Consider the following 21,960-nt stretch of genomic DNA (forward strand, 5'->3'; position numbering starts at 1 on the left):
GTTTGAGGCGAGCGAATGCAGGTGCAGGGTGGGATAGCAGGCAGCTACGGGATAGGGATAGAGTGAGAGGCTGCACACCCGTTGACCGCTTCATCGTCAACGCTTTGGACGAGTGGGTTCAGGCTGTCAACGCGCATGGCGGCTTTGGTCGTTGGCACTGGGCGGTGGCGCGCCGCCTCAGCGAGATCGGGGACGTGCTGGCGCGTGTCCAGACAGCAAGCACCACCTAAGGCGCAGGAGCACCTAAATCGGGCATACAAGCAAGGGTGGTCGTGCCAACAATCTTCTCTACCGTCCCCTAGCCCTGTAGGGCTGTGTGTCCGCACCGAGGACATGCCTGTGGGCGCTCTTGTGGGCTCGTGTTCGACCTCCGGAGTAGAACCACCTTGCGCATCGTTCTTCTCGCTCCAGTTGCACTTGCTTGCTACTTGCTCTCTTTATCACTCCCACTCGATCGTGCCCGGCGGTTTGGAAGTAATGTCATACACCACGCGGTTGATGCCCGGCACCTCGTTGACGATGCGATTAGCCACCACCTCCAGAAACTCATAGGGCACCTTAGCCCAGTCCGCCGTCATGCCGTCTTCGCTGGTGACCAGCCGCAGGACAATCGGGTAGGCGTAGGTGCGTTTGTCCCCCATGACCCCCACCGAGCGCACCGGCAACAACACGGCAAAGGCCTGCCAAAGCTGGTTGTACAACCCATGCCGGTTGATCTCCTGCCGCACGATCCAGTCCGCCTCCCGCAGCATCTCCAGGCGTTCTGGCGTCACCTCCCCGATGATGCGAATGGCCAACCCCGGCCCCGGAAACGGTTGCCGCTGCACGATCTCCTCCGGCAGTCCCAGGGAGCGGGCCACCTTGCGCACCTCGTCCTTGAATAGCCGCCGCAGGGGTTCAATCAGTTTGAACTGGAGATTTTTCGGTAGCCCCCCCACGTTGTGATGGCTTTTGATCTTGACCGCTACCCGCTCACCCGTTTGGGGGTCCACCGGCCCACCCGCCGATTCGATCACATCCGGGTAGAGGGTCCCCTGGGCCAGGTAATCAAACGGCCCCAAGCGCTGGGACTCCCGCTCAAACACCTTAATAAATTCGTGGCCGATAATGCGCCGTTTTTCCTCCGGGTCGGTCACCCCCTTGATGGCCTCCAGGAACTGGTCCCGCGCATTGACATACTCCACCGGGATGTGAAATTGCTCGTGAAAGAGCTTCAACAACCGCTCCGGCTCCAGCTTGCGCATGAACCCCTGGTCAATAAACACACAGGTAAGCTGGTTGCCAATGGCCTTGTGCAGCAAAAAGGCTAGGGTGGACGAATCCACGCCCCCCGACAACGCCAGCAACACCCGCTTATGGCCCACCTTGGCCCGGATTTCGTTGATGGCCTCCTCCACAAAAGCGGCCGTCGTCCACGTCGGTTCACAGCCGCAGATGTGATAGACGAAATTGCGAATAATGGCCATGCCCCCCTGGGAGTGGGCCACCTCCGGGTGAAATTGCACCCCGTAGAGGTTGCGCTCGTGGTGGGCAATGGCTGCGCAGGGACAATTTTCCGTATGGGCCAGGATGGCAAAACCCTCGGGCAACTGCACCACACTGTCCCCGTGGCTCATCCACATGATGGTGCCGTCCTCCACATTGGTGAGCAAATCGGTGGGGTCGTCAATGTGCAGCGCCGCTCTCCCGTATTCCCCCAGGGCCGAGCGCACCACCTTGCCCCCCAACTGCTGCACCATCAATTGCATCCCATAGCAGACCCCCAGGATGGGGATGCCCAGGTTCCAAATTTCTGGATCACATTGGGGTGCGCCCCGGTCGTACACAGAATTAGGACCGCCGGAAAGAATAATGCCCCGGGGTTGCAACCGACGTAGGGCCTCGGCGGTGGTGTGGTAGGGTAATAACTCGGAATACACCTGCGTCTCCCGAATCCGCCGGGCAATCAGCTCGGAATATTGGGAGCCGAAATCCAAAATGGCAATCATCTGCCGGTGAGCCAAGTCAACACCATCCACAGGCGCACCCTGTCCCAGCCACTACTCCCCCATTCTAACCCGCTGGCGGCGTGTATGAAGTTATGTTAAAAGGTATAGAAGAAACCCCTTATCAGGAAAGCAATCCTATGGATTCGGCCCCGTTACCCCGCACTGAGGAAGAATGGCAGAAAGTACTCACGCCGGATCAGTTTCGTGTATTACGGCAACATGGCACGGAACGCCCCGGTAGCAGCCCCTTGGACAAAAACTATGCTCCGGGTAAGTACTACTGCGCCGGTTGTGGGGCGTTGCTGTTTACCTCCGCGACCAAGTTCAACAGCGGCACGGGGTGGCCCAGTTTTTATGCGCCGGTGGAGGGAGCTATTGGCACCCGTGAGGATTTGTCCTACGGCATGCGGCGGATTGAGGTGCACTGCCAACGCTGTGGGGGACATTTGGGGCATGTGTTTCCCGATGGCCCTGCCCCCACCGGCCTGCGCTACTGTATCAATGGGGTGGCCCTGATTTTTGTCCCGGAAGGGGAGCCGGCGCCTGTGCTTCACCGTTAGGAACTGCCCTTGAGTGCTGCCTACACCCGTCCCCTGGCGCGTCTGATTGAACGGTTGCAACGGCTGCCTGGGATCGGCCCCAAGTCGGCCCAACGGCTGGCCCTATACATCCTCAAGCAACCGGAGGCGGAGGTGCAGGCCCTGGCCCAGGCACTTCTGGAGGCCAAACAACAGGTGGGCCATTGCCAAATCTGCTATCACCTATCGGCGGAACCGGTGTGTGACATCTGCGCCGACCCAGACCGGGATGATGAGGTCATCTGTGTGGTGAGCGACTCCCGGGATGTGATGGCCCTGGAAAAAACCCGCGAGTACCGGGGCAAGTACCACGTCCTGGGGGGGGTGATTTCCCCGATGGATGGCATCGGCCCGGAGCAACTCACCATCGCTGCCCTGGTGAAACGGGTGGGGGAACGGCCCATCAAAGAAGTCATCCTAGCCCTCAGCCCCACGATCGAAGGGGAGACCACCATTTTGTACCTGGGGCGTCTGCTCAAACCCCTGACCCGGGTGACGCGGATTGCCTTTGGGTTGCCGGTGGGGGGGGATTTGGAGTACGCCGATGAGTTGACCCTGGCCAAAGCCCTGGAGGGACGGCGGGAGCTTTAGGGGGGCAATAATATATATAGACACCAAAAGGGCTTTGGAGGCGTGTGGAGAAAGGCACGCTGATTGAATTTGAAACCGATGGGGAGACCCGGCTGGGGGTGATCCAGCGCCCGGATGGCAAAAAGAACTGGATTGCCGCCGATGCCCAGGGGCGGACCTACAGCGTACACCCCCGCCAGATCAGTTTTGTGGCCCTAGGCCGTTCCTATACCGTCGAGGATATCGCCGACTTTGCCCAAACCGCCGATGCCTACACCGACCCGGACGCCCTAGAGGTGGCCTGGGAATTGCTCAGCAGTGAAAACCGGCTGGTGAATCCCGAAGAATTGGCCCAGCTACTGTTTAACCAAACCGACCCCCCCTTGTGCTACGCCGCCCACCGCCTGTTGCGCCAGGACCGGATTTTCTTCAAGCAAAAGGGGGCATACTACGAACCCCGTCCCCCCCAACAGGTCCAGGACATCCGCCACCAACTCCAAAAGGCAGCGCAAAAACAACAGGAAACCCAAGCGTTTTACACCAAAGTCCACCAAGCGCTGGCGGGGGAAACGGTGACCTGGACGGCCAAGGAACGGCAAATTTTGGAACAGGTGGAACAGTTTGTTATCGTAGAGGGGCAACCGGCGCGTGCTGTGGCGGAACTGCTAACCCAGTTGAACCGGGGGGTGACCCCAACCGAAGCGCGAGGGCTGCTGGTCGCCCTGGGCTGGTGGCATCCCCACGAGAATCTGGCCCTCCGCCGTAGTTCCGTGCCCACCACCTTTCCCCCCGCCGTTTTGGAGGCGGCCGCTATGCGCCTGGACCACCCGCCCCCGGACCCCGATGCCCCCTGGCGTCAGGATTTGACGGGTCTGAAGGTCTATACGATTGACGACAGCAGCACCCAGGAAATTGACGATGGCCTGAGCTGGGAACGACTCCCCGATGGCCAGGAACGCCTGTGGATTCATATCGCCGACCCGTCCCGCTGGTTGACGCCGGGGGATGTGCTCGACCAGGAGGCCCGCCGCCGCAGCACCAGCGTTTATCTGCCTACCGGGGTCATTCCCATGTTTCCCGAGGCCCTGGCCACCGGTCCCATGAGCCTGCAGCAGGGTCAAACCTGTTGCGCCCTCAGTTTTGCGGTGACATTGGACCCCGCGGGGGCGGTTGCCGACTACCGGATCATGCCCAGTTGGGTGCGCCCCACCTACCGGCTCACCTACGACGACGTGGATGAACTGTTGGCGTTGCAGGAGTCCAACGAAGGGGAGTTGTCGCACCTGTACCGGTGGGCGCAGCGGCGCTTGGCCTGGCGCTTGGCCCAGGGGGCGATCCAGATTCAGATGCCGGAGGCGACCATCCGGGTGGTGGATGACCAGGTGGACGTGCAAGTGCAGCAGCCATCCCCCGCTCGCCTGCTGGTGGCGGAAATGATGATCCTGGCTGGGGAGGTCACCGCCCGCTATGCCCAGGCCGCCGGGTTGCCTATGCCCTTTCGTTCCCAAGCCCAGCCAGAGTTGCCCCCGGAGGAAGAACTCCAGCAACTGCCGAGTGGGCCGGTGCGCACCTTGGCCATCCGCCGCTGTCTGACTAAAAGCGAGGTCAGTGTAACCCCCGGTCGCCACGCCAGTTTGGGCTTAGAGGCCTATGTGCAGGCGACATCCCCCATCCGGCGCTACGGGGATTTGCTGGCCCACTGGCAACTGAAGGCCCACCTGCGGGGGGAACCACCGGTTTTCGATGCGACCCAATTGCAAACCATCCTCCAGGGGGTGACAGCGGCAACCCAGGAAGCCAGCGCTGTGGAACGCCAAACCAACCGCTACTGGAGCTTGGAGTACCTGCGCCGCCATGCCGATACCATCTGGACGGCGGTGGTCCTGCGCTGGCTGCGAGAAGAGGGGGACCTGGTGCTGGTGCTGCTGGAAGAATTGGGGCTGGAATTGTCCATGCGGGTGCAACGGTCGGTGAAATTGGGAGAGCAACTCCGGGTGAAGGTGACCCATGTGGACCCCTACCGGGATGTCATCCATTTGCAGGAGGTCACCGGCCCCTAAACTGTGCCGCCCCGGCTATTTTCATAAAAATTTTCGGTGGTACTCGGGGACGGGAAAACGCCTGGGTTAGAATCAGGGTGGTGAGGGAATGCCAAAAAACGTAATGGTTGGTCGGTGCAGGGGGGTTCAGGATGACGATTGATACATCAGATTTGAGCTTGACAGACCGCCTAATGTTCCTGCGGAATGTACCGATTTTTCGGGGGATCAATGATTACGATTTCCTGCGGGATTTGGCGGAGCAAATGATGGAACTGCGCTTTCAACCAGGGGAAACGATTTTTGAGCGGGGGGACATCGGTCAACTGTTTTACATCCTCTCGGCGGGCCAGGTGAAGATTCACATCGGCGAGGTGGAGTTGGCCCGGTTGGAGGCTGGTGCCTACTTTGGGGAGATGTCCCTTTTTGACAGCGAACCCCGCTCGGCGTCGGTGACCGCGTTAACCCCCTGCACCTGCCTGTGTCTGTCCCAGCCGCAAATGCAGGAAGCCATTCTCAACAACCCGGCCATTGCCCTGAATATCATCCAGAACCTGTGTCAACGGATTCGGCGGCTCAACCAGTTGGTCAGCGTGGGGACCTATGCAGCTTAGCCGGGGCGGTCAGGTCAAGCGGGTACTGCGCATCGTGCTGGGCTATAACTTGGCCATCTTCGGGGTGAAACTCGCGGTGGGCTTGGGGACCGGTTCCCTGGCGATCGTGGCGGATACCCTGCACAGCTTGACCGATTGCCTCAGCAGTGGAGTGGGCCTGGTGACCCAGAGCTGGGCTAAACCGGAGCCGGACCGGGAACACCCCTACGGCCACCAGAAATTTGAGGCGGTGGGGGCGCTGGTGATTGCCGTGTTGCTGGGGGTGGTGAGTTTTGAGGTGATCCAGCAGGCGGTGGTGCGGCTGATGGCAGCAACCCCTCCACCCCGTTTTCGCCTGGCGGATTTCGCTTTGTTGCTGCTGGTGTTGCTGGTCAACAGCGCCATCACCTGGTACGAGTACCAGCAGGGCCAACGGCTGGACAGTCCCATCCTGCGGGCGGATGCCCTACACACCCTGGGGGACCTGTGGATCAATCTCACGGTGCTGGTGGGGATGGCGGGGGTATTGGCCGGCTGGACCTGGCTGGATACGGTGTTGGCGATTCCAGTGGCGGCCTTGGTGCTCTACAGCGGCTGGCGGATTCTAACCATCAACTTGCCCTGGCTGGTGGATGCGATGGCGATTGCGCCGGAGGCCATTGCTCGCCTGGCAACCCAGGTGCCCGGGGTCGAGAGTTGCCACGACATTTCTTCCCGGGGGGTGGTGGGACGGCAGGTGTTTATCGAATTGCACCTGGTGGTGACAACCCAGGATTTAACCACCGCCCATCGGGTGAGCGAGCAGGTGGAGGCCCTGTTGCAAAAACACTACGGCCCGGCCCGGATTACCATTCACATCGAACCGAGTCCCGGTGATTTGCCAGCGGAGCCGACCGGTTGATACAGTAGAACCAAAACGAGGACAGACCCATGGTCAGTACGCCAGAAATGTGGTTGCAGCAGGGATTCCGGGCCTTGTTGGGTTGCGCTAGCACCGTGGTGGAGTGGGTGCAGGATGAGCAAAAACGCCAGGCCCAACTCCAGCAATGGCAGCGGGAGATGCAGCAACTGGTGCAGGAGTTAGTCGCCAAGGGGGAAAAAACCGAAGCGGAGGCCCGGGAATTTGTCGAACGCCTGTTTGGCCGTCAGACTTCGCCGCCGCCGGCATCTCCACCCGTGGAGGTCACCATTCAAGAGGACAACCCACCCACCCAGGCGGCGGCCCAATTGCAGGAACTGACCCAGGAGCTGGCTGCGTTGCGGGAATCCCTAGAACAATTGCGCCCGGATGACCCTGCTTAAAGGGGGGGCTTCTGCTAGAGTGGGGGTAGTTTGCCTAGAGGAGGCCGATGCCCCATCCCCTCTACATCGCCTTTATCTGGCACCAGCATCAACCGTTCTATAAAAGCCTGCTCACCGGGGAATACCGGCTGCCCTGGGTGCGTTTGCACGGCACTAAAGATTATTTGGATTTGTTGTTACACCTGACCCGTTACCCCACCTTCCATCACACCATTAACCTGGTGCCGTCGCTGCTGGTGCAAATCGAGGACTACGTCCAAGGGCGGGCCATGGACCCCTACCTGGCCGTGAGCCTGAAGGCCGCTGCTGACCTGAACGAATGGGAGCGCCATTTTGTCGTCACCAGTTTTTTTGATGCCCCCCACCGCACCATGATTGACCCCTACCCGACCTATCGCCGCCTGTACGAGCAGGTGCAGACCAAGGGACGGGCCTGGTGTCTGGAAAACTGGTCGCTCCAGGATTTTGAGGATTTGTTGATGTGGCACAACTTGACCTGGCTGGACCCCCTGTTCCGGGAACGTCTGGATGTGCAAACCTGGTACGAACGCGGGCAAGGGTTTACTCTGGCGGACCGGCAGGCCCTCTGGCAAATCCAACGGGAGATTCTGGCCCAGATCATCCCGGAGCATCGCCGCTGGCAGGAGGCCGGTGTGATCGAACTCACCACCAGTCCCTATACTCACCCCATCCTACCCCTGTTGGCGGATACGGAGTCGGCGCGGGTGGCCGTTCCCCAATTACCTTTACCGCAACAGCGGTTTTGCTGGCCCCAGGACGTTAGTTGGCAATTGGAAAAGGCATGGGCCCATTATCAACAGACCTTTGACTGTACTCCCAGGGGGCTATGGCCGTCGGAACAAGCAGTGAGTCCGGCGATTCTCGAGCCGGTGGTGCGCCAGGGGTTTCGTTGGTTGTGCAGCGATGAGGGGGTGCTAGCCGCCAGCTTGCGCCGACCCATCGAGCGGGATGGTCAAGGGCAGGTCCTGGCGCCGGATGACCTCTATCGTCCCTACCGCATGTCCACCCCCGCCGGGGACTTGGCCCTGGTCTTCCGGGACCATCGGCTCTCGGATTTGATTGGGTTTTCCTACTGTCATGTGCCGGTGGAAAAGGCGGTGGCGGATTTCGTAGGCCGGTTGGGGCATATTCACGCCCGCGCCCAGGAGGAAACAACCGCCAACGACCCCTGGCTGGTGACCATTGCCTTGGATGGGGAAAATTGTTGGGAGCACTACCCCCAGGATGGGGGGCCGTTTTTGGAGGCCTTGTTCAGCGCCTTGAGCCGGGACGAACGATTTTGCGGGGTAACGGTATCGGAGTTTTTGGCCCAGTTTCCGCCCCGGGTTACCCTGGAGCACTTGCACAGCGGGTCGTGGATTGAAGCTAGTTTCACTACCTGGATCGGCGACCCGGTGAAAAATCGGGCGTGGGATTACCTAGCCCAGGCGCGGGCCGTTTTCGCAGGGGTGGAGCGACCCTCGGCGGCGGCCTGGGAAGCTTTAGCAGCGGCGGAGGGATCGGATTGGTTCTGGTGGTTCGGGGCGGGGAACAGTTCCCGGCTGGACCCGGTGTTTGATGCCCTGTTTCGGGAGCATTTGCAGGCCTTGTATCGGTATCTGGGACAAACACCCCCGGACGTCCTGGATTACCCCTTAGAACCCCAGCAATTTCCTGGAGATTATCCGCCGGAGGGGTTGATCCATCCAGTCATTGATGGGCAGGGGGATGAGCAGGACTGGTTCCAGGCGGGTCTGGTGCGGGTAGGTACGGCGCGGGCCACGATGTACCAACGGCATCCCATCGAGGCGATTCGCTACGGCGCCGACCATTTGCATTTCTATGTGCGGGTGGACTTTCAACCGGAGTTTTTACCGGCCAAGGCGGATTTCACCAGCTTGCACCTGGTCTGGTTTTATCCGGGACAGTTGGGACAGACCAGCCCGATTCCCCTGGCGGAGGTGCCGGACATTCCCCCCTGTAACTACCGCTTCCGCCATCACCTGGGGGTCCATTTGCAGGAACGGTTTTGCTGGTTGGCGGTGGCCGGCCCTGACGATACCTGGATACCCCAACCCACCACCAGTCAGATGGCCCTGGGGAGCTGCTTGGAAATTGCCGTGCCCTGGGGGGAGTTGCAGGTGGCTCCTAATTGGTCCGTGTCTCTACTGCTGGTGCTGGGTCGGACGGGACAGTTTCGGGGGTACTTGCCCGATCAGGGCTTGTTGAACTTGGCGGTACCGTGAGAGACATCTGCTTGGCGTATCCCACCGCGTAATAGCCCAGCATGGTGGCAATCGTCAAGGCGAGTAACAACAGTACCACCACCAATGCCTGACCCCGCTCAGTGAGCCCCATTTGCGCCAACTGCCCCTTGCCGGTGGTGATTTCCCCCACCACTAAACAGACCATCCCGATCATCGCCAGCCGCCCGTTCCACTTCTCGGCCACATGGGTAAAGCCAAACGTACCTTCACCCGTGGGATTCACATTCACCTTGTCCAACAACCGCCGCATGTTCTGCCTCAACGTCACCACTTGTGACAAATTGTTACATTTGGTTAAGGGATTTGTCCAGGTGGGGGTTATTTGGCCAGGCCGTGTTCCAGGGCGAAGCGGACCAATTCGGTGCGGCTGTTGGTGCCGGTTTTGGCAAACAGGCGGCTGACGTACTTTTCCACGTTGCGGACGCTGGTGTTCAAGCGGTGGGCGATTTCTTTGTTCATTAGCCCCTGGGCCAGGAGTTCCAGAACGCTGCGTTCCCGGGGGGTTAGCTCGATAGGTGGAGGTTCCTTGGGAAGGAGGTGCCCCTGCTGGGTCAACAGGGCTTTAATTTCGGCCAACTGCTGCACCACATCGGGGGAGGGGGGTTCCTTGCGGCGCAGGAGGTTTTCGATCACCGCCACCAGTTCCTCCGGGTCAAAGGGTTTGGGGATATAGGCGTCCACCCCGGCGCGAAACCCGGCAATCCGGTCCTTGGTCAGTCCCCGGGCGGTGAGAAAAATTACCGGCAGGTGGTGAAAACGGGGGTCCTGGCGCAGGCGCTGCAGAAACTCGTAGCCATTCACCTGGGGCATCATGATGTCGGAGACCACCACATCGGGGCGCTGCTGTTGCAACAGTTCCCAGGCGACCTGGGCGTTGGGGGCGGTGGTGACTGTAAAACCGCTGTCTTCGAGGTAGGCTTGGACGGCTTGGCGTAAACCAGGCTCGTCATCCACCAACAGCACATGGGGAGACATGGCGATACTAAAAAGGGGCTTGGCTACTAACTTAGGCGTTGCCGGCGGGGGTCGTCAACGGACTGATGACAGGGGTGTGATAGACTAGCAGCCAACACCAGGGCAGGGAACGGACGTGGCAGGCTGGTTCCGGCATGGGTGGGAGACGGGGAGGCGTTGGTCCGGCTGGCCGGCAGTGGTGGGGGGATGCCTGGTGGGGCTGGTCATCACCGGGGTGCGTTGGGTAGGAGCATTCCAGCCCCTGGAGTTGGCCCTTTATGACCAAATGCTGCGCTGGCGCCCGCCTGAGCCAACCGATAAACGGGTGCTGGTGGTGGGAATTACCGAGGCCGATATTCAGCGCCTGGGGCAGTGGCCTCTACGGGATGGTGTCCTGGCCAGGGCAATCCAGGTGTTACTGGCGGCCCAACCTCGGGTCATCGGCCTGGACTTGTACCGAGACATTCCCCAGCCCCCCGGCACCGCCCACCTGCACCAGCTACTGGCCCAAAACCCTCATCTCATCGTGGTTTGCAAGTTAGGGGATGGCCAAAGTCCCGGGATTAAACCACCGCCGGTGGTGACGCCGGAAACGATGGTGGTGCGGGTGGGGTTTGCCGACATTCTGGTAGATGCGGGGGGAACGGTGCGCCGGGCCTTGCTGGGGGTGCGACCGGACCCGAGTGCGCCCTGCCCGACCCCCCATGCCTTAGCAGTCCAGGCGGCGTTGCGGTATTTAGCTCCCCTGGGCATTCAACCCCGCCAAACCCCCGACGGCACGATTGTCTTGGGCCGGGGAGTTTTCCCGCGCTTAACCCCTCGCAGTGGGCCGTACCAGGGACTCGACGACCGGGGGTACCAAATCCTGTTGAACTACCGGGGGGCGCGCCAGGGGGTTGCCCAGGTGACCTTGGGGGAACTGCTGGCGCACCAAGTGCCACCGGCGCTGATCCGGGACCGGTTGGTGTTGATCGGGACCACGGCTGCCAGCGCCAAGGATGAGTTCTATACCCCCTACAGCGCCGGATTAACCGATGACCAGAAAATGGCGGGGGTGGTGATTCATGGCCAAATTGCCAGCCAGCTCATCAGCGCCGCCCTCGACGGTCGCCCCCAGATTTGGTACTGGCCCCAGGGGTGGGAAATTGTATGGACCTGGGTCTGGGCCGGGGTGGGGGGACTCCTAGGCTGGCGATTGCGGCATCCTTGGCAGTTGGCGCTGGGTCTAGTGGCTGGGGTGCTGGGCCTGGGTGTGCTGGCAGTGGCCTTGTTGCGGGTGGGGGGGTGGATTCCCCTGGCGCCGCCAGTCCTGGGCTGGATGACCGCAGCGATGGGGGTGGTAGCCTACAGGGCCTACGAAACTGACCGGCAACATCGGCTAGTGGCAGCCAAGGTGGCCCAACAGCAGGAACAAATTACCCGGCTCCAGACCCTGTTGGCCACTACCCAGGTGACCGCCCTAGGACCCTTGGGGACGCAACCAACGCGGCAGGAAACTGGATTGCTGGCGGGTCGTTATCAGGTGGAGCGGGTGTTGGGGAAAGGGGGGTTTGGCTGCACCTATCTGGCCCATGACACCCAGCGCCCGGGGCGTCCCCCCTGTGTCGTCAAGCAATTGCGACCGGCCCGCACTGATGCCCAGTTCCTGGAGATTGCCCGGCGCCTGTTCAACACGGAGGCGGAAATTTTGGAAGTCTTAGGTCGGCACCCCCAGATTCCCCAACTCCTGGCCTATTTTGAAGAAAACCAAGAGTTTTACCTGGTGCAGGAGTACATCGAGGGAACGGGGCTGGACCAGGAATTAACGCCGGGGCAAACCCACGATGAAGCCTATACCCTGGCCCTGCTGCGGGGCATTTTAGAGGTGCTGGCGTTTGTCCATGCCCATCAGGTCATCCACCGGGACATCAAACCGGCCAATCTGATCCGGCGGGCCAAGGACCAGCGCTTGGTGTTGATTGACTTTGGGGCCGTCAAGCAGATCCGTCCCGCCATCGGCCACGACGAAACCGAGTACACCGTGGCGGTTGGCACCCGCGGCTATGCGCCGAGTGAACAGATGGGCGGACGCCCCCAACTCAACAGCGACCTGTATGCGGTGGGGATGATTGCCATCCAGGCCCTGACGGGCAAACCCCCCCGGGATTTGGAATTGCACCCCGATACGGGATTGCCCATTTGGCGGCCCTATGCCCAGGTCAGTCCCCGCCTGGCGGATATACTAGACAAAATGGTGGCTTACTTCTACACCGAGCGCTATCAAACGGCCATCGAGGTGCTGCGGGATTTGCAGATGTTACTTTAAGACCAAGCAAGGTCACCACTGGCGGTGGAGTTAGCCATGGAAGAACCCCTGTACATCCAACTGACCTGGAACGATCCCCAAACCGGGGCGGTCAATCAGCAGACCTACCTGCCTCCCATTGCCATTGGCCGTGAATACGACCAGATGCCCAGTCACCTGGGGGGCAAACCCGTCAACCGCCTGGTTTTACCGGACCGGCAGATTTCCCGGTATCACGCCCTGATCATCAGCAGCGGCGGAAAAGTCCTTCTCACGGACCGCAGCGCCAACGGCACCGAACTCAACGGGGAACGGTTCCACCAAGCCAGCCGCGTCCTGCACGGTCAAGACGTCATTCGCCTGGGCAGTCACCGCATCACCGTCACCTTCACCACCACCAACGACCCCAATGCCACTCAGATCAACACCCCCACCACCGCCGCCCCCCATACCCTAAGCCCCAAACAGCCCGCCAGTTACACCGGCTTGGTCATCGTCCTGGCCCTGGTGCTGGTGATGATTGCCGCCGCCGCCACCTGGACCCTGGTGACCACCCTTCTGGAGCAGTTCCGTCCCAAATCCTCGCCCCCTTCCCCGCAGGTCATGGCCTGGAACCGATGAAACAGGAATGGTTTATCTATCCGGTGCAAGTTTATCCCCAGGACACCGACTATGCGGGCGTTGTTTGGCACGGGCGCTACCTGTACTGGCTGGAACAAGCGCGGGTGGCCTGGTTAGACCAGCAGGGCATCAAGTTCAGGGACCTGGTGGCCGCCAATTGCGATTTACCCGTGGTGGATTTATTCATCCGTTACCATCGGCCCGTTTACTTGGGGGATGAAGTGCTGGTGAAAACGCGACTCCGGCCCCGCCAGGGGGTACGTTTAGTGTGGGATTACGAGTTAACCCGGCAGGGGGAACCCGTTTGTACGGCGGTGGTCTCCTTGGCTCCCCTGAATCGCCTCACTGGCAAACTCTACCGACGCCTGCCCCCCCTGCTCGATCGGGTTTTCGCGGCATGGGAACGGGATGGCCGATGGGTGTAAAGCTACGGCAGCCAGGAGGTACAGCTAAGGAACCAGGTTTTGATACCATCCCCGGCGAAACACCCCCAAAAAAACAGACCATTTTAATAGGGCCAATCCGTGGCCGATAAACCTGCTCCCGGTGATGCTGCGCAGGATGCAGAAGCCTTATGCCGAGGGATCGCAACAGGGCAGATGACCGGCCATGTAATTGGCCGAAAAACCCATGGGGAACACCATAGGTCTTAACATCATGCCAAGGCAGCGCCTAGCAGGGGGAAAACTGCAGTTAATTCCCGGGCAAACCGAACTTGACCAGGAGACTGCTGCCCGTATTCCGTGACGCTATTCTAGTTCCTGATGTGGGAGAATCGTCTGTTCACCATGCATCCCCCGCGTTTGATCTTGGCTTCGGCGTCACCGGCTCGGCGGCAACTGCTGCGGCAAATCGGCATCGAACCGGTGGTTTGTCCCAGCGGTGTGGACGAAGAGGCTATTACGGCCCCGGACCCCCAAACCCTGGTGAGGACCCTGGCGACCGCCAAAGCCCAAGCAGTGGCCCGCCGGTTTGACCCGCCCGGGGTGGTCCTGGGGTGTGATTCCCTGTTGGAACTCGACGGGGTGGTCCATGGCAAACCGGAAACCCCTGAAGCGGCGGTTGCCCAACTGGAAAAGCTCAGCGGTCGGCACGGCCATCTGCATACAGGCCACACCCTGATTGACCTGAGCACGGGGGAAACCCTCAGCCGCGTCGCCACCACCCAGGTCTTTTTTGCCCGGTTGACCCCCGCCCAGATAAGCGCCTACGTCCAAACGGGGGAACCCCTGCAGTGCGCCGGCGCCTTTGCCCTGGAAGGTAAAGGGGGCCTGTGGGTAGAACGCCTCACCGGCTGCCCCAGCAACGTCATCGGCCTCAGCCTGCCCCTGCTGCGGGAGATGATGCAACACCTGGGCTACGACCTCACCCAGTACTGGGAATCTAAAGTTTTGCAAACATCTTCCCAGGATTGTTAAATTTGATAGGCTTTTGCCAGGGATAACTGTGCTAGCAGTAGGGGCAGACTAAGCTAGAGGAAGGGGGGTTAACCACAAGGGCTATGAATACCGCTGAGTTATTGGTGCATTGTTTAGAAAATGAGGGTGTGGAATATATTTTTGGGTTACCCGGTGAGGAGAATTTGGACCTGTTAGAAGCCATTAGTCACTCTTCGATTCAGTTCATCACGACCCGCCACGAACAGGGAGCGGCTTTTATGGCGGATGTGTACGGGCGATTGACGGGGCGGGCAGGGGTGTGTTTATCTACGTTGGGGCCGGGGGCCACAAATTTAATGACCGGGGTGGCGGATGCCAATTTAGACGGGGCGCCCCTGGTGGCCATTACCGGACAGGTGGGCACGGACCGCATGCACATTGAATCCCACCAATACCTAGACTTGGTGGCCATGTTTGCGCCGGTGACCAAGTGGAACGCCCAAATTGTTCGCCCCAGCATTACCCCGGAAATTGTGCGTAAGGCCTTTAAAATTGCCCAGCAGGAAAAACCGGGGGCTGTGCACATTGACCTGCCGGAAAATATTGCCGCCATGCCCGCTGCCGGTTATGCCTTGCGCCAGAATCGCCAGGAGAAAATTTGCGCTTCGGAGCGGAGTATTTCTCTGGCGGCAGAGGCCATTGAAAATGCCCATAGTCCTTTAATTTTGGTGGGCAATGGGGCGATTCGCAATCAGGCCCACGAGGCGCTAACGGCCTTTGCCGAACAACTTAACATTCCGGTGGCCAATACGTTTATGGGCAAGGGGGTGATTCCCTATACCCATCCCCTGGCCCTTTGGAGTGTGGGGCTGCAACTGCGGGACTACATTAACTGCGCCTTGGAGCACACGGATTTGGTGATTGCGGTGGGGTATGATTTGGTGGAGTACTCTCCCAAAAAATGGAATCCCCAGGGCACGATTCCCATTATTCACATCGCCCAAACGGCGGCGGAAATTGACAGTAGCTATATCCCCATTGTAGAGGTGGTGGGGGACATTTCCGCATCGTTGCAAGCGATTTCCCAGCGTACCAATCGGCGGGGGAAACCGGACCCCTATGCCCTGCGCTATCGGGATGAGATTCGCGCAGACTACGAGCGCTACGCCCAGGACACGTCTTTTCCCATCAAGCCGCAAAAGTTAATTTATGACCTGCGGCAGGTGCTCGGCCCCGATGACATTGTGATTTGCGATGTGGGGGCGCACAAGATGTGGATGGCTCGGCATTACCACTGCCTCAAACCCAATACCTGTTTGATTTCCAATGGTTTTGCGGCCATGGGGATTGCGGTGCCGGGGGGGATTGCAGCCAAATTGGTGGCGCCGGACCGCCATGTGGTGGCCGTAACCGGGGATGGGGGCTTTATGATGAACTGCCAAGAGCTGGAAACGGCCCTGCGGGTAGGGACGCCCTTTGTCACCATCATCTTTAACGATGGGGGGTACGGTCTGATTGAGTGGAAGCAGTACCAGCACTACGGCCATAGTCAGTACATCCGCTTTAACAATCCCGATTTTGTCAAGCTGGCGGAAAGCATGGGGCTGAAGGGCTACCGGCTAGAAACCACGGAGGAGTTTATCCCTACCCTCAAAACGGCGCTAGAGCAACCGGTGCCGACGGTGATTGACTGCCCAGTGGATTATCGGGAAAACCTGCGCTTTACCCAGCGGGCGGGGGATTTGGTCTGTCGGATTTAATCTGGCAGAATAGAAAAAGTACAGCATTGGTGCCATAGGTGGTGGGCGCTCTGGTCAAGTCGCGGTCGTCGTTGGATTACGGGTTGATTGGTAACGGGCGAATTTGTGCCTTGGTGTCCAGGTCAGGGAGTATTGAGTATCTGTGTATGCCAACTTTTGATAGTCCGTTTGTGTTTGACCGGTTGTTAGATGGGGAACGGGGGGGCTATTTTGCCATCGAACCGGTGGATAGCCATCTCTACACCGTCCGGCAGGTGTACGAGCGCAACAGCAATGTTTTGCTCACGATTTTTGAGTCGGCGTTTGCCGGTTTTGTGATTCATGATTTTGCGCCCCGGTGGGAGATTTGGGATGGGAATCGGTCCTATACGCCGCCGGAGCTGTGCCGCTATATCGAGGTGCGCCACGGGGAGCCGGAATTGATTATCCATTACCACCCCAAACCGGGGTACCACCCCGAGCTGGCGGAGTTGACGATTGTGAACGAGAGCACGATTTCCTCCCCCCACCAGGACAATCAATTGTTTTTGGTGACCAACATTTCCCCGGTGCAGATTGTGGGTCGGGAGCCGGTGCGCCTGAAAGGGGATGCGTTTTTGAGCCTGTCTTACTACCAGCCCATCCATGACCATTCCGTGGGGGCGATTAAGGAAAAGCTCATGCGCACCAACCACTACTGGCAGCGGTGGGTGAAGCATTGCTATTTGCCCAATGAATATCAAAGTCAAATTATTCGGTCGGCGTTGACCCTCAAACAAATGATCTATGAGCCGACGGGGGCGATTATTGCAGCGCCAACGACCAGCCTGCCGGAGATTGTGGGGGGGGTGCGCAACTGGGATTACCGCTACTGTTGGATTCGCGATTCGTTTTTTACAGTCAACGCCCTGCTGAAAATTTCCAAATTTGAGGAGACGGAAAATTTTGTTTCCTATTTGTCGAAGATCGTTTTGTCCCACACGGATTACCTAAAACCCCTATACACGATTGAGGGGCATGATGTGCCGACGGTGACCTATCTGGATTATCTGCCGGGCTATCGCAACAGCCGACCGGTGCGCATCGGCAATGACGCGACGCTACACCACCAAACGGATGTGTACGGGGAGGCGCTGCTGAGCATGTACCCGGTGTTTGTGGATGAGCGGGTGGTGTGCCCCGATTGCGATATGCTCTGGACCTGCGTGGAGCGGCTGGTGAATTTGGCGATTGAGAAGTTTCCGGAAAAAGACAACGGTATTTGGGAGATCGGCAACCGACCGGACCATTACACGTTCTCGAAAATGATGTGTTGGGTGGCGGTGGACCGGGGTTGTAAAATTGCCTACAAACTGAAGCGGCTGTCGGCTTACCGCAAGTGGAATCAAAAACGGAAATTGATGCGGGAGATGATTTTGGGGATGGCCTGGAATGAGGAACGGCAGGCTTTTACCCAGGCCTATGGCAAACCGGATTTGGATGCTAGCAATTTGCTGATGCCCATTCTCGGGATCATTGACCCCAAGGACCCCCGCATGCTGGCTACGATTAAGCGTTCGGAAGAGGAATTGATGGTGGATGGTCTTATCTTTCGCTACACGAACCAAGACGAGTTAGGCTTCCCGGAAAATGCCTTTACCATCTGTACGTTCTGGTTTATTGATGCCCTAACCCTGTCGGGACAAAAGCGCAAGGCGCGGAGCTACTTTGAACATGTGCTTTCCTTTGGGAATCACTTGGGGTTGTTTTCGGAGGACATTAACCAAAAAACGGGGGAACTGACAGGGAATTTTCCCCAGGCCTATACCCATGTGGCCATTATTAATTCAGCGATGTTGTTGGCCCAGAGCTAAGAGGAACCCACTATGACGGAAGCGAAAGCGCTACAGGTGCCCGCCACCAGGGAGTTGCAAACACCGGGGCGTCTCATCATTGTGTCCAATCGGGAACCCTACACGATTCAGACCCATGGGAATGAAATTCGCATTGAGCGGTTGCCGGGGGGGTTGGTGTCGGCTTTGGACCCGGTTTTGCGTCGGCGGGATGGCATCTGGATTTGTTGGGAGGATGCGTCGAAACGGTCCGTGGAGGTGGATGATGTTTCTAGCGATGATGACTCGATTGACTGGGACAGGATTGAGCTGCCCTACCGCATCCATCCGGTGCCTTTGACGCAGGAGGAAATCAATCACTATTACTACGGCTATGCCAATACGCGTCTGTGGCCCCTGTTTCACTACTTCATTTCCCGGTGCAACTTTTTTGATGAGCGGGACTGGCCCAACTATGTAACGGCCAACCAAAAATTTGCCGATGCGGTGGTGACTTGCACGACCCAGGAGGACTGGATTTGGGTGCAGGATTATCACTTGCTGTTGGTGCCGGAGTTGGTGCGGCAACAGTGCCCACACCACAAAATCAGCTTGTTTTTGCACATTCCGTTTCCGGCGCTGGAGGTGTTTAAGATATTGCCTAAGCGGGATGTGATTCTGCGGGGGATGTTGGGGAGCGACCTGCTGGGGTTCCATATCCCGGATTACGCGGAGTATTTTTTGGATGCGGTGGAGCGGTTGCTGCCGGCGGAGGAGGTGCAGGTATGCCGCGCGGAAAAATGTATTTTTTATCAGGGGCGGCGGATTCAGGTGGGGGCGTTTCCCATTAGTATTGATGTCAAAAAAATCGAGGGGCTGGTGCGCTCTCCTACTCTGCAAGCCAAGGCCAAGCAACTGCGGGAAACCTATCCGGTGGAATACATCGGCATTAGTGTGGACCGGTTGGATTACACCAAGGGCATTTTGGAAAACCTGGAGGCGCTGCAGGTGTTTTTTGAGAAATATCCCCAGTATCTGGAGCGATTTTCTTTCATTCAAATTGCGGCGCCTACCCGCACGGCGGTACCGGCCTATCAGCAGATGCGGGAACAGGTGGAGCAGGCGATTGGGCGCATTAATGGGCTGTTTTCCCGTAATAACTGGGTGCCCATCTACTACTTCTACCGCAAGTTTTCTTTGGAGGAGGTGCTCACCTATTTCCTGATCGCGGATGTGGCGATGATTACGCCCCTGCGGGATGGGATGAATTTGGTGGCGAAGGAGTATTGCGCGGCGCGGGTGGACCATTCGGGGGTGTTGATTCTAAGTGAGTTTACGGGGGCGGCCTATGAGTTGAAGGAGGCGCTGCTGGTGAATCCCTTTTCCATCGAACAGATGGCGGATACGTTGTACCAGGCGTTGACGTTGCCCCCGGAGGTGGCCCAGGGGAAAATGCGGGCGTTGCGCCAGACGATTGCCAGCCACGATATTCACCAGTGGGTGCAGTCTTACATGGATGCCTTTGCCGATGCCGTCGCCCATCGCTGATTACTGGCGTCGGGAGGAGCCGTTGGGGTTGTTTTTGGATTACGACGGCACGTTAACTCCCATCGTCCCCCGGCCGGACCAGGCGTTTTTGCCCCCTGCAGGGGTGGAGTTGTTGCGCCGCCTGTGCCGCCATCCCCAACTGCGCGTGGCGATTATCAGTGGCCGCTCGGTGCCCCAGCTTCAGGATTTTTTGGCCGAGTTGTTGCCGGAGAACCTGGTACTGTGTGGCCTGCATGGGGGGGAAATTTACCGGACCCAAACGGGGGAGTTTCTGCGCCAGCCGGACCGGGAGGGCATACAGCGGGCTTTGGCCCCCCTGCGGTCGGATATCCAGGAGCTGTTGCAGCGGCAGGGTTTGCTGGCGCAAGGGGTGCACATCGAGGACAAAACCTATTCGTTCGCTGTGCATTATCGCCAGGCGGCCCCGCTGGTGAAAGAAAAGGTCGTGGCCCTGGTGCACCGCTATTTCGCCGAGCATCTAACGATGTGTCAGCGGTTTAAGTTGCAGCCGGGGAAGGAGGTGTTGGAGGTGCTGCCGGCCACGTTTGATAAGGGGCAGGGGGTGGCCTTTTTGTGGGAGACCTGGGGGCTGCGCCAGGGATGTTATATCGGGGATGACTTGACGGATGAGGCGGCGTTTGCGGTGGTGAATCAACGGGGGGGATTGTCCATCGCGGTGGGGAAAGCGCCGGGGACGACCCAGGCCCGGTTGACCTGCCCCGATGTGGGGGGGGTGTATCGCGAGTTGGCCGCCCTCCTGGAATCGTAAAACCATTCGGTAAAGTTGGACGGGGGGCTGAAAGTGGGCGTTAAGCTGAACCCAGGGATGGCTTGAGGTGAAGGGATGGCACAGCAGCAAATCGGCCTGATCGGGCTGGCGGTCATGGGCGAAAATTTGGCGCTTAACCTGGAACGCAATGGGTTTGGAGTGGCGGTCTATAACCGCACGACGGAAAAAGTGGATGAGTTTATCCGGGGACGGGCCGCCGGTCGCAATATCCTGGGCACCCATTCGCTGCCGGAGTTCGTGGCCAGCCTAGAACGGCCCCGCAAGGTCGTGATCATGGTGAAGGCGGGGAGTCCGGTGCAGGCGGTGATTGACCAGCTCAAACCCCTGCTGGAACCGGGGGACATCCTGATTGACGGGGGGAACTCTTGGTACGAGGATACGGAGGCCCGTGCTCGGGAACTGGAGGCGTTGGGGTTGCACTACGTGGGCATGGGGGTCAGCGGCGGCGAAGAGGGGGCGCTCAACGGCCCGAGTCTCATGCCAGGGGGACCCCGGGCAGCCTATGAGGCCCTGGAACCCATCCTGACGAAAATTGCCGCCCAGACGGAGGATGGCCCTTGCGTAACCTACGTGGGTCCGGGGGGGGCAGGGCACTACGTCAAAATGGTGCACAACGGCATCGAATACGGGGATATGCAGCTGATTGCCGAGGCCTATGACCTGCTCAAAAACGGGCTGGGGCTGTCGGCGGCCCAGTTGCACGAGGTGTTTGCGGCCTGGAACCAAACGCCGGAGTTGCACTCGTTTTTGATCGAAATCACGGCCCGCATTTTTCAGGTCATGGACCCGGAAACAGGTCGGCCCCTGGTGGAAATGATCTTGGATAAGGCAGGGCAAAAGGGTACGGGGCGCTGGACGGTCAACAGCGCTCTTGAGCTGGGGGTGCCCATTCCCACCATCACGGCGGCGGTCAACGCCCGCATCATCTCCGGCCTGAAGGAGGAACGGGTGGCAGCAGCAACTCAACTGCCAGGTCCCACCATTGCGCCGCCGGTGGATAAGCAGGCGTTTATTGACCAGGTGCGGGATGCCCTGTATTGCTCGAAGATTTGCTCCTATGCCCAGGGGATGGCCCTGCTGGCGACGGCGTCCCGGGAGTTGCACTACGACTTGAACTTGAGTGAGCTGGCGCGGATTTGGCAGGGGGGCTGTATCATCCGGGCGGGCTTTTTGAAGAAGATCAAGCAGGCGTTTGCCCAGCAGCCGGATTTGCCCAATTTGCTCCTGGCGCCGGAATTTAAGCAGACGATCCTGGAGCGGCAACGGGCCTGGCGGGAGGTGGTGGCCACGGCGGTCCACTGGGGGATTCCGGTGCCGGCTTTTAGCGCGTCGTTGGATTACTTTGACAGTTACCGGCGGGCGACGCTGCCCCAGAATCTCGTCCAGGCCCAGCGGGATTACTTTGGGTCGCACACCTACGAGCGGGTGGATCAACCGGGGGTCTTTCACACGGAATGGGTCGAAATTAAGGAAAAACCCCGTCCGGTGGCGTGCTAA

Annotated in this window: 19 protein-coding genes; 16 read left to right on the plus strand and 3 right to left on the minus strand. The window is 59.3% G+C overall.

Annotated elements, in window-relative coordinates; all coding sequences use genetic code 11:
• Nucleotides 1-440 precede the first annotated feature (440 nt).
• The gene (guaA, locus tag Q6L55_04275; GenBank protein ID MEN9257934.1) at nt 441-2,018 is read right to left on the minus strand and encodes a glutamine-hydrolyzing GMP synthase; all 1,578 of its coding nucleotides are present in this window, start codon (nt 2,016-2,018) and stop codon (nt 441-443) included.
• A gap of 107 nt (nt 2,019-2,125) precedes the next feature.
• Here guaA and msrB point away from each other — a divergent pair, with 107 nt between their 5' ends.
• From msrB to Q6L55_04310, 7 genes are all read left to right on the plus strand, one after another.
• Nucleotides 2,126-2,548 carry a peptide-methionine (R)-S-oxide reductase MsrB gene (gene msrB, locus Q6L55_04280; GenBank protein MEN9257935.1) on the plus strand — a complete coding sequence of 141 codons (423 nt, stop codon included), beginning with the start codon at nt 2,126-2,128 and terminating at the stop codon, nt 2,546-2,548.
• 9 nt (nt 2,549-2,557) lie between these two features.
• Nucleotides 2,558-3,157, plus strand: coding sequence for a recombination mediator RecR (gene recR, locus Q6L55_04285; GenBank protein ID MEN9257936.1), 600 nt, complete (start codon nt 2,558-2,560; stop codon nt 3,155-3,157).
• Between the two features lie 44 nt (nt 3,158-3,201).
• A complete protein-coding gene (locus Q6L55_04290) occupies nt 3,202-5,196 on the plus strand; it encodes a ribonuclease R (GenBank protein MEN9257937.1) in 1,995 nt (664 codons plus the stop codon).
• 131 nt (nt 5,197-5,327) lie between these two features.
• Nucleotides 5,328-5,789 carry a cyclic nucleotide-binding domain-containing protein gene (locus Q6L55_04295; GenBank protein ID MEN9257938.1) on the plus strand — a complete coding sequence of 154 codons (462 nt, stop codon included), beginning with the start codon at nt 5,328-5,330 and terminating at the stop codon, nt 5,787-5,789.
• Nucleotides 5,779-6,669, plus strand: coding sequence for a cation diffusion facilitator family transporter (locus tag Q6L55_04300; GenBank protein ID MEN9257939.1), 891 nt, complete (start codon nt 5,779-5,781; stop codon nt 6,667-6,669). Before Q6L55_04295 ends, Q6L55_04300 begins: the two co-directional genes overlap by 11 nt.
• A gap of 29 nt (nt 6,670-6,698) precedes the next feature.
• Nucleotides 6,699-7,070, plus strand: a complete 372-nt coding sequence (locus Q6L55_04305; protein ID MEN9257940.1) for a hypothetical protein — start codon at nt 6,699-6,701, stop codon at nt 7,068-7,070.
• Between the two features lie 47 nt (nt 7,071-7,117).
• The gene (locus tag Q6L55_04310) at nt 7,118-9,316 is read left to right on the plus strand and encodes a glycoside hydrolase (GenBank protein ID MEN9257941.1); all 2,199 of its coding nucleotides are present in this window, start codon (nt 7,118-7,120) and stop codon (nt 9,314-9,316) included.
• On the opposite strand, the gene Q6L55_04315 is transcribed toward Q6L55_04310, so the two are convergent.
• Nucleotides 9,219-9,587, minus strand: a complete 369-nt coding sequence (locus Q6L55_04315; GenBank protein MEN9257942.1) for a chlorophyll a/b-binding protein — start codon at nt 9,585-9,587, stop codon at nt 9,219-9,221. The genes Q6L55_04310 and Q6L55_04315 overlap by 98 nt on opposite strands.
• 68 nt (nt 9,588-9,655) lie before the next feature.
• Nucleotides 9,656-10,312 carry a response regulator transcription factor gene (locus tag Q6L55_04320; GenBank protein MEN9257943.1) on the minus strand — a complete coding sequence of 219 codons (657 nt, stop codon included), beginning with the start codon at nt 10,310-10,312 and terminating at the stop codon, nt 9,656-9,658.
• Nucleotides 10,313-10,427: 115 nt separating this feature from the next.
• Here Q6L55_04320 and Q6L55_04325 point away from each other — a divergent pair, with 115 nt between their 5' ends.
• The 9 genes from Q6L55_04325 to gndA all read left to right on the plus strand — a co-directional run bounded on the left by Q6L55_04325 (nt 10,428) and on the right by gndA (nt 21,960).
• Complete coding sequence (locus Q6L55_04325) at nt 10,428-12,596, plus strand: CHASE2 domain-containing serine/threonine-protein kinase (GenBank protein ID MEN9257944.1); 2,169 nt, start codon at nt 10,428-10,430, stop codon at nt 12,594-12,596.
• Between the two features lie 24 nt (nt 12,597-12,620).
• Nucleotides 12,621-13,196: an FHA domain-containing protein gene (locus tag Q6L55_04330; GenBank protein ID MEN9257945.1), complete on the plus strand. Its 576-nt coding sequence runs from the start codon at nt 12,621-12,623 to the stop codon at nt 13,194-13,196.
• Nucleotides 13,193-13,621, plus strand: a complete 429-nt coding sequence (locus tag Q6L55_04335; GenBank protein MEN9257946.1) for a thioesterase family protein — start codon at nt 13,193-13,195, stop codon at nt 13,619-13,621. Before Q6L55_04330 ends, Q6L55_04335 begins: the two co-directional genes overlap by 4 nt.
• A 363-nt stretch (nt 13,622-13,984) precedes the next feature.
• Complete coding sequence (locus Q6L55_04340; GenBank protein MEN9257947.1) at nt 13,985-14,614, plus strand: Maf family protein; 630 nt, start codon at nt 13,985-13,987, stop codon at nt 14,612-14,614.
• An 83-nt stretch (nt 14,615-14,697) separates the two neighbouring features.
• Nucleotides 14,698-16,335, plus strand: a complete 1,638-nt coding sequence (locus Q6L55_04345) for an acetolactate synthase large subunit (protein MEN9257948.1) — start codon at nt 14,698-14,700, stop codon at nt 16,333-16,335.
• 38 nt (nt 16,336-16,373) lie between these two features.
• On the plus strand, nt 16,374-18,167 hold the full coding sequence (locus Q6L55_04350; GenBank protein MEN9257949.1) for a glycoside hydrolase family 15 protein: 1,794 nt from the start codon (nt 16,374-16,376) through the stop codon (nt 18,165-18,167).
• A 12-nt stretch (nt 18,168-18,179) separates the two neighbouring features.
• The gene (locus tag Q6L55_04355; protein ID MEN9257950.1) at nt 18,180-19,673 is read left to right on the plus strand and encodes a trehalose-6-phosphate synthase; all 1,494 of its coding nucleotides are present in this window, start codon (nt 18,180-18,182) and stop codon (nt 19,671-19,673) included.
• On the plus strand, nt 19,642-20,442 hold the full coding sequence (gene otsB / locus Q6L55_04360) for a trehalose-phosphatase (GenBank protein ID MEN9257951.1): 801 nt from the start codon (nt 19,642-19,644) through the stop codon (nt 20,440-20,442). The genes Q6L55_04355 and otsB overlap by 32 nt, the downstream gene beginning before the upstream one ends.
• 75 nt (nt 20,443-20,517) lie before the next feature.
• Nucleotides 20,518-21,960, plus strand: a complete 1,443-nt coding sequence (gene gndA / locus Q6L55_04365) for an NADP-dependent phosphogluconate dehydrogenase (GenBank protein MEN9257952.1) — start codon at nt 20,518-20,520, stop codon at nt 21,958-21,960.

It is taken from the genome of Gloeomargarita sp. SRBZ-1_bins_9 (assembly GCA_039794565.1).
In the GTDB taxonomy this organism is placed as follows: domain Bacteria; phylum Cyanobacteriota; class Cyanobacteriia; order Gloeomargaritales; family Gloeomargaritaceae; genus Gloeomargarita.

Coding starts and splice junctions, on each gene's coding strand:
- Q6L55_04295 (MEN9257938.1), top strand. CDS start 5,328: ATGACGATTGATACATCAGATTTGAGCTTGACAGACCGCCTAATGTTC.
- Q6L55_04345 (MEN9257948.1), top strand. CDS start 14,698: ATGAATACCGCTGAGTTATTGGTGCATTGTTTAGAAAATGAGGGTGTG.
- msrB (MEN9257935.1), top strand. CDS start 2,126: ATGGATTCGGCCCCGTTACCCCGCACTGAGGAAGAATGGCAGAAAGTA.
- Q6L55_04310 (MEN9257941.1), top strand. CDS start 7,118: ATGCCCCATCCCCTCTACATCGCCTTTATCTGGCACCAGCATCAACCG.
- Q6L55_04315 (MEN9257942.1), bottom strand. CDS start 9,587: ATGCGGCGGTTGTTGGACAAGGTGAATGTGAATCCCACGGGTGAAGGT.
- Q6L55_04340 (MEN9257947.1), top strand. CDS start 13,985: ATGCATCCCCCGCGTTTGATCTTGGCTTCGGCGTCACCGGCTCGGCGG.
- Q6L55_04335 (MEN9257946.1), top strand. CDS start 13,193: ATGAAACAGGAATGGTTTATCTATCCGGTGCAAGTTTATCCCCAGGAC.
- otsB (MEN9257951.1), top strand. CDS start 19,642: ATGCCTTTGCCGATGCCGTCGCCCATCGCTGATTACTGGCGTCGGGAG.
- gndA (MEN9257952.1), top strand. CDS start 20,518: ATGGCACAGCAGCAAATCGGCCTGATCGGGCTGGCGGTCATGGGCGAA.
- Q6L55_04305 (MEN9257940.1), top strand. CDS start 6,699: ATGGTCAGTACGCCAGAAATGTGGTTGCAGCAGGGATTCCGGGCCTTG.
- Q6L55_04355 (MEN9257950.1), top strand. CDS start 18,180: ATGACGGAAGCGAAAGCGCTACAGGTGCCCGCCACCAGGGAGTTGCAA.
- Q6L55_04300 (MEN9257939.1), top strand. CDS start 5,779: ATGCAGCTTAGCCGGGGCGGTCAGGTCAAGCGGGTACTGCGCATCGTG.
- Q6L55_04320 (MEN9257943.1), bottom strand. CDS start 10,312: ATGTCTCCCCATGTGCTGTTGGTGGATGACGAGCCTGGTTTACGCCAA.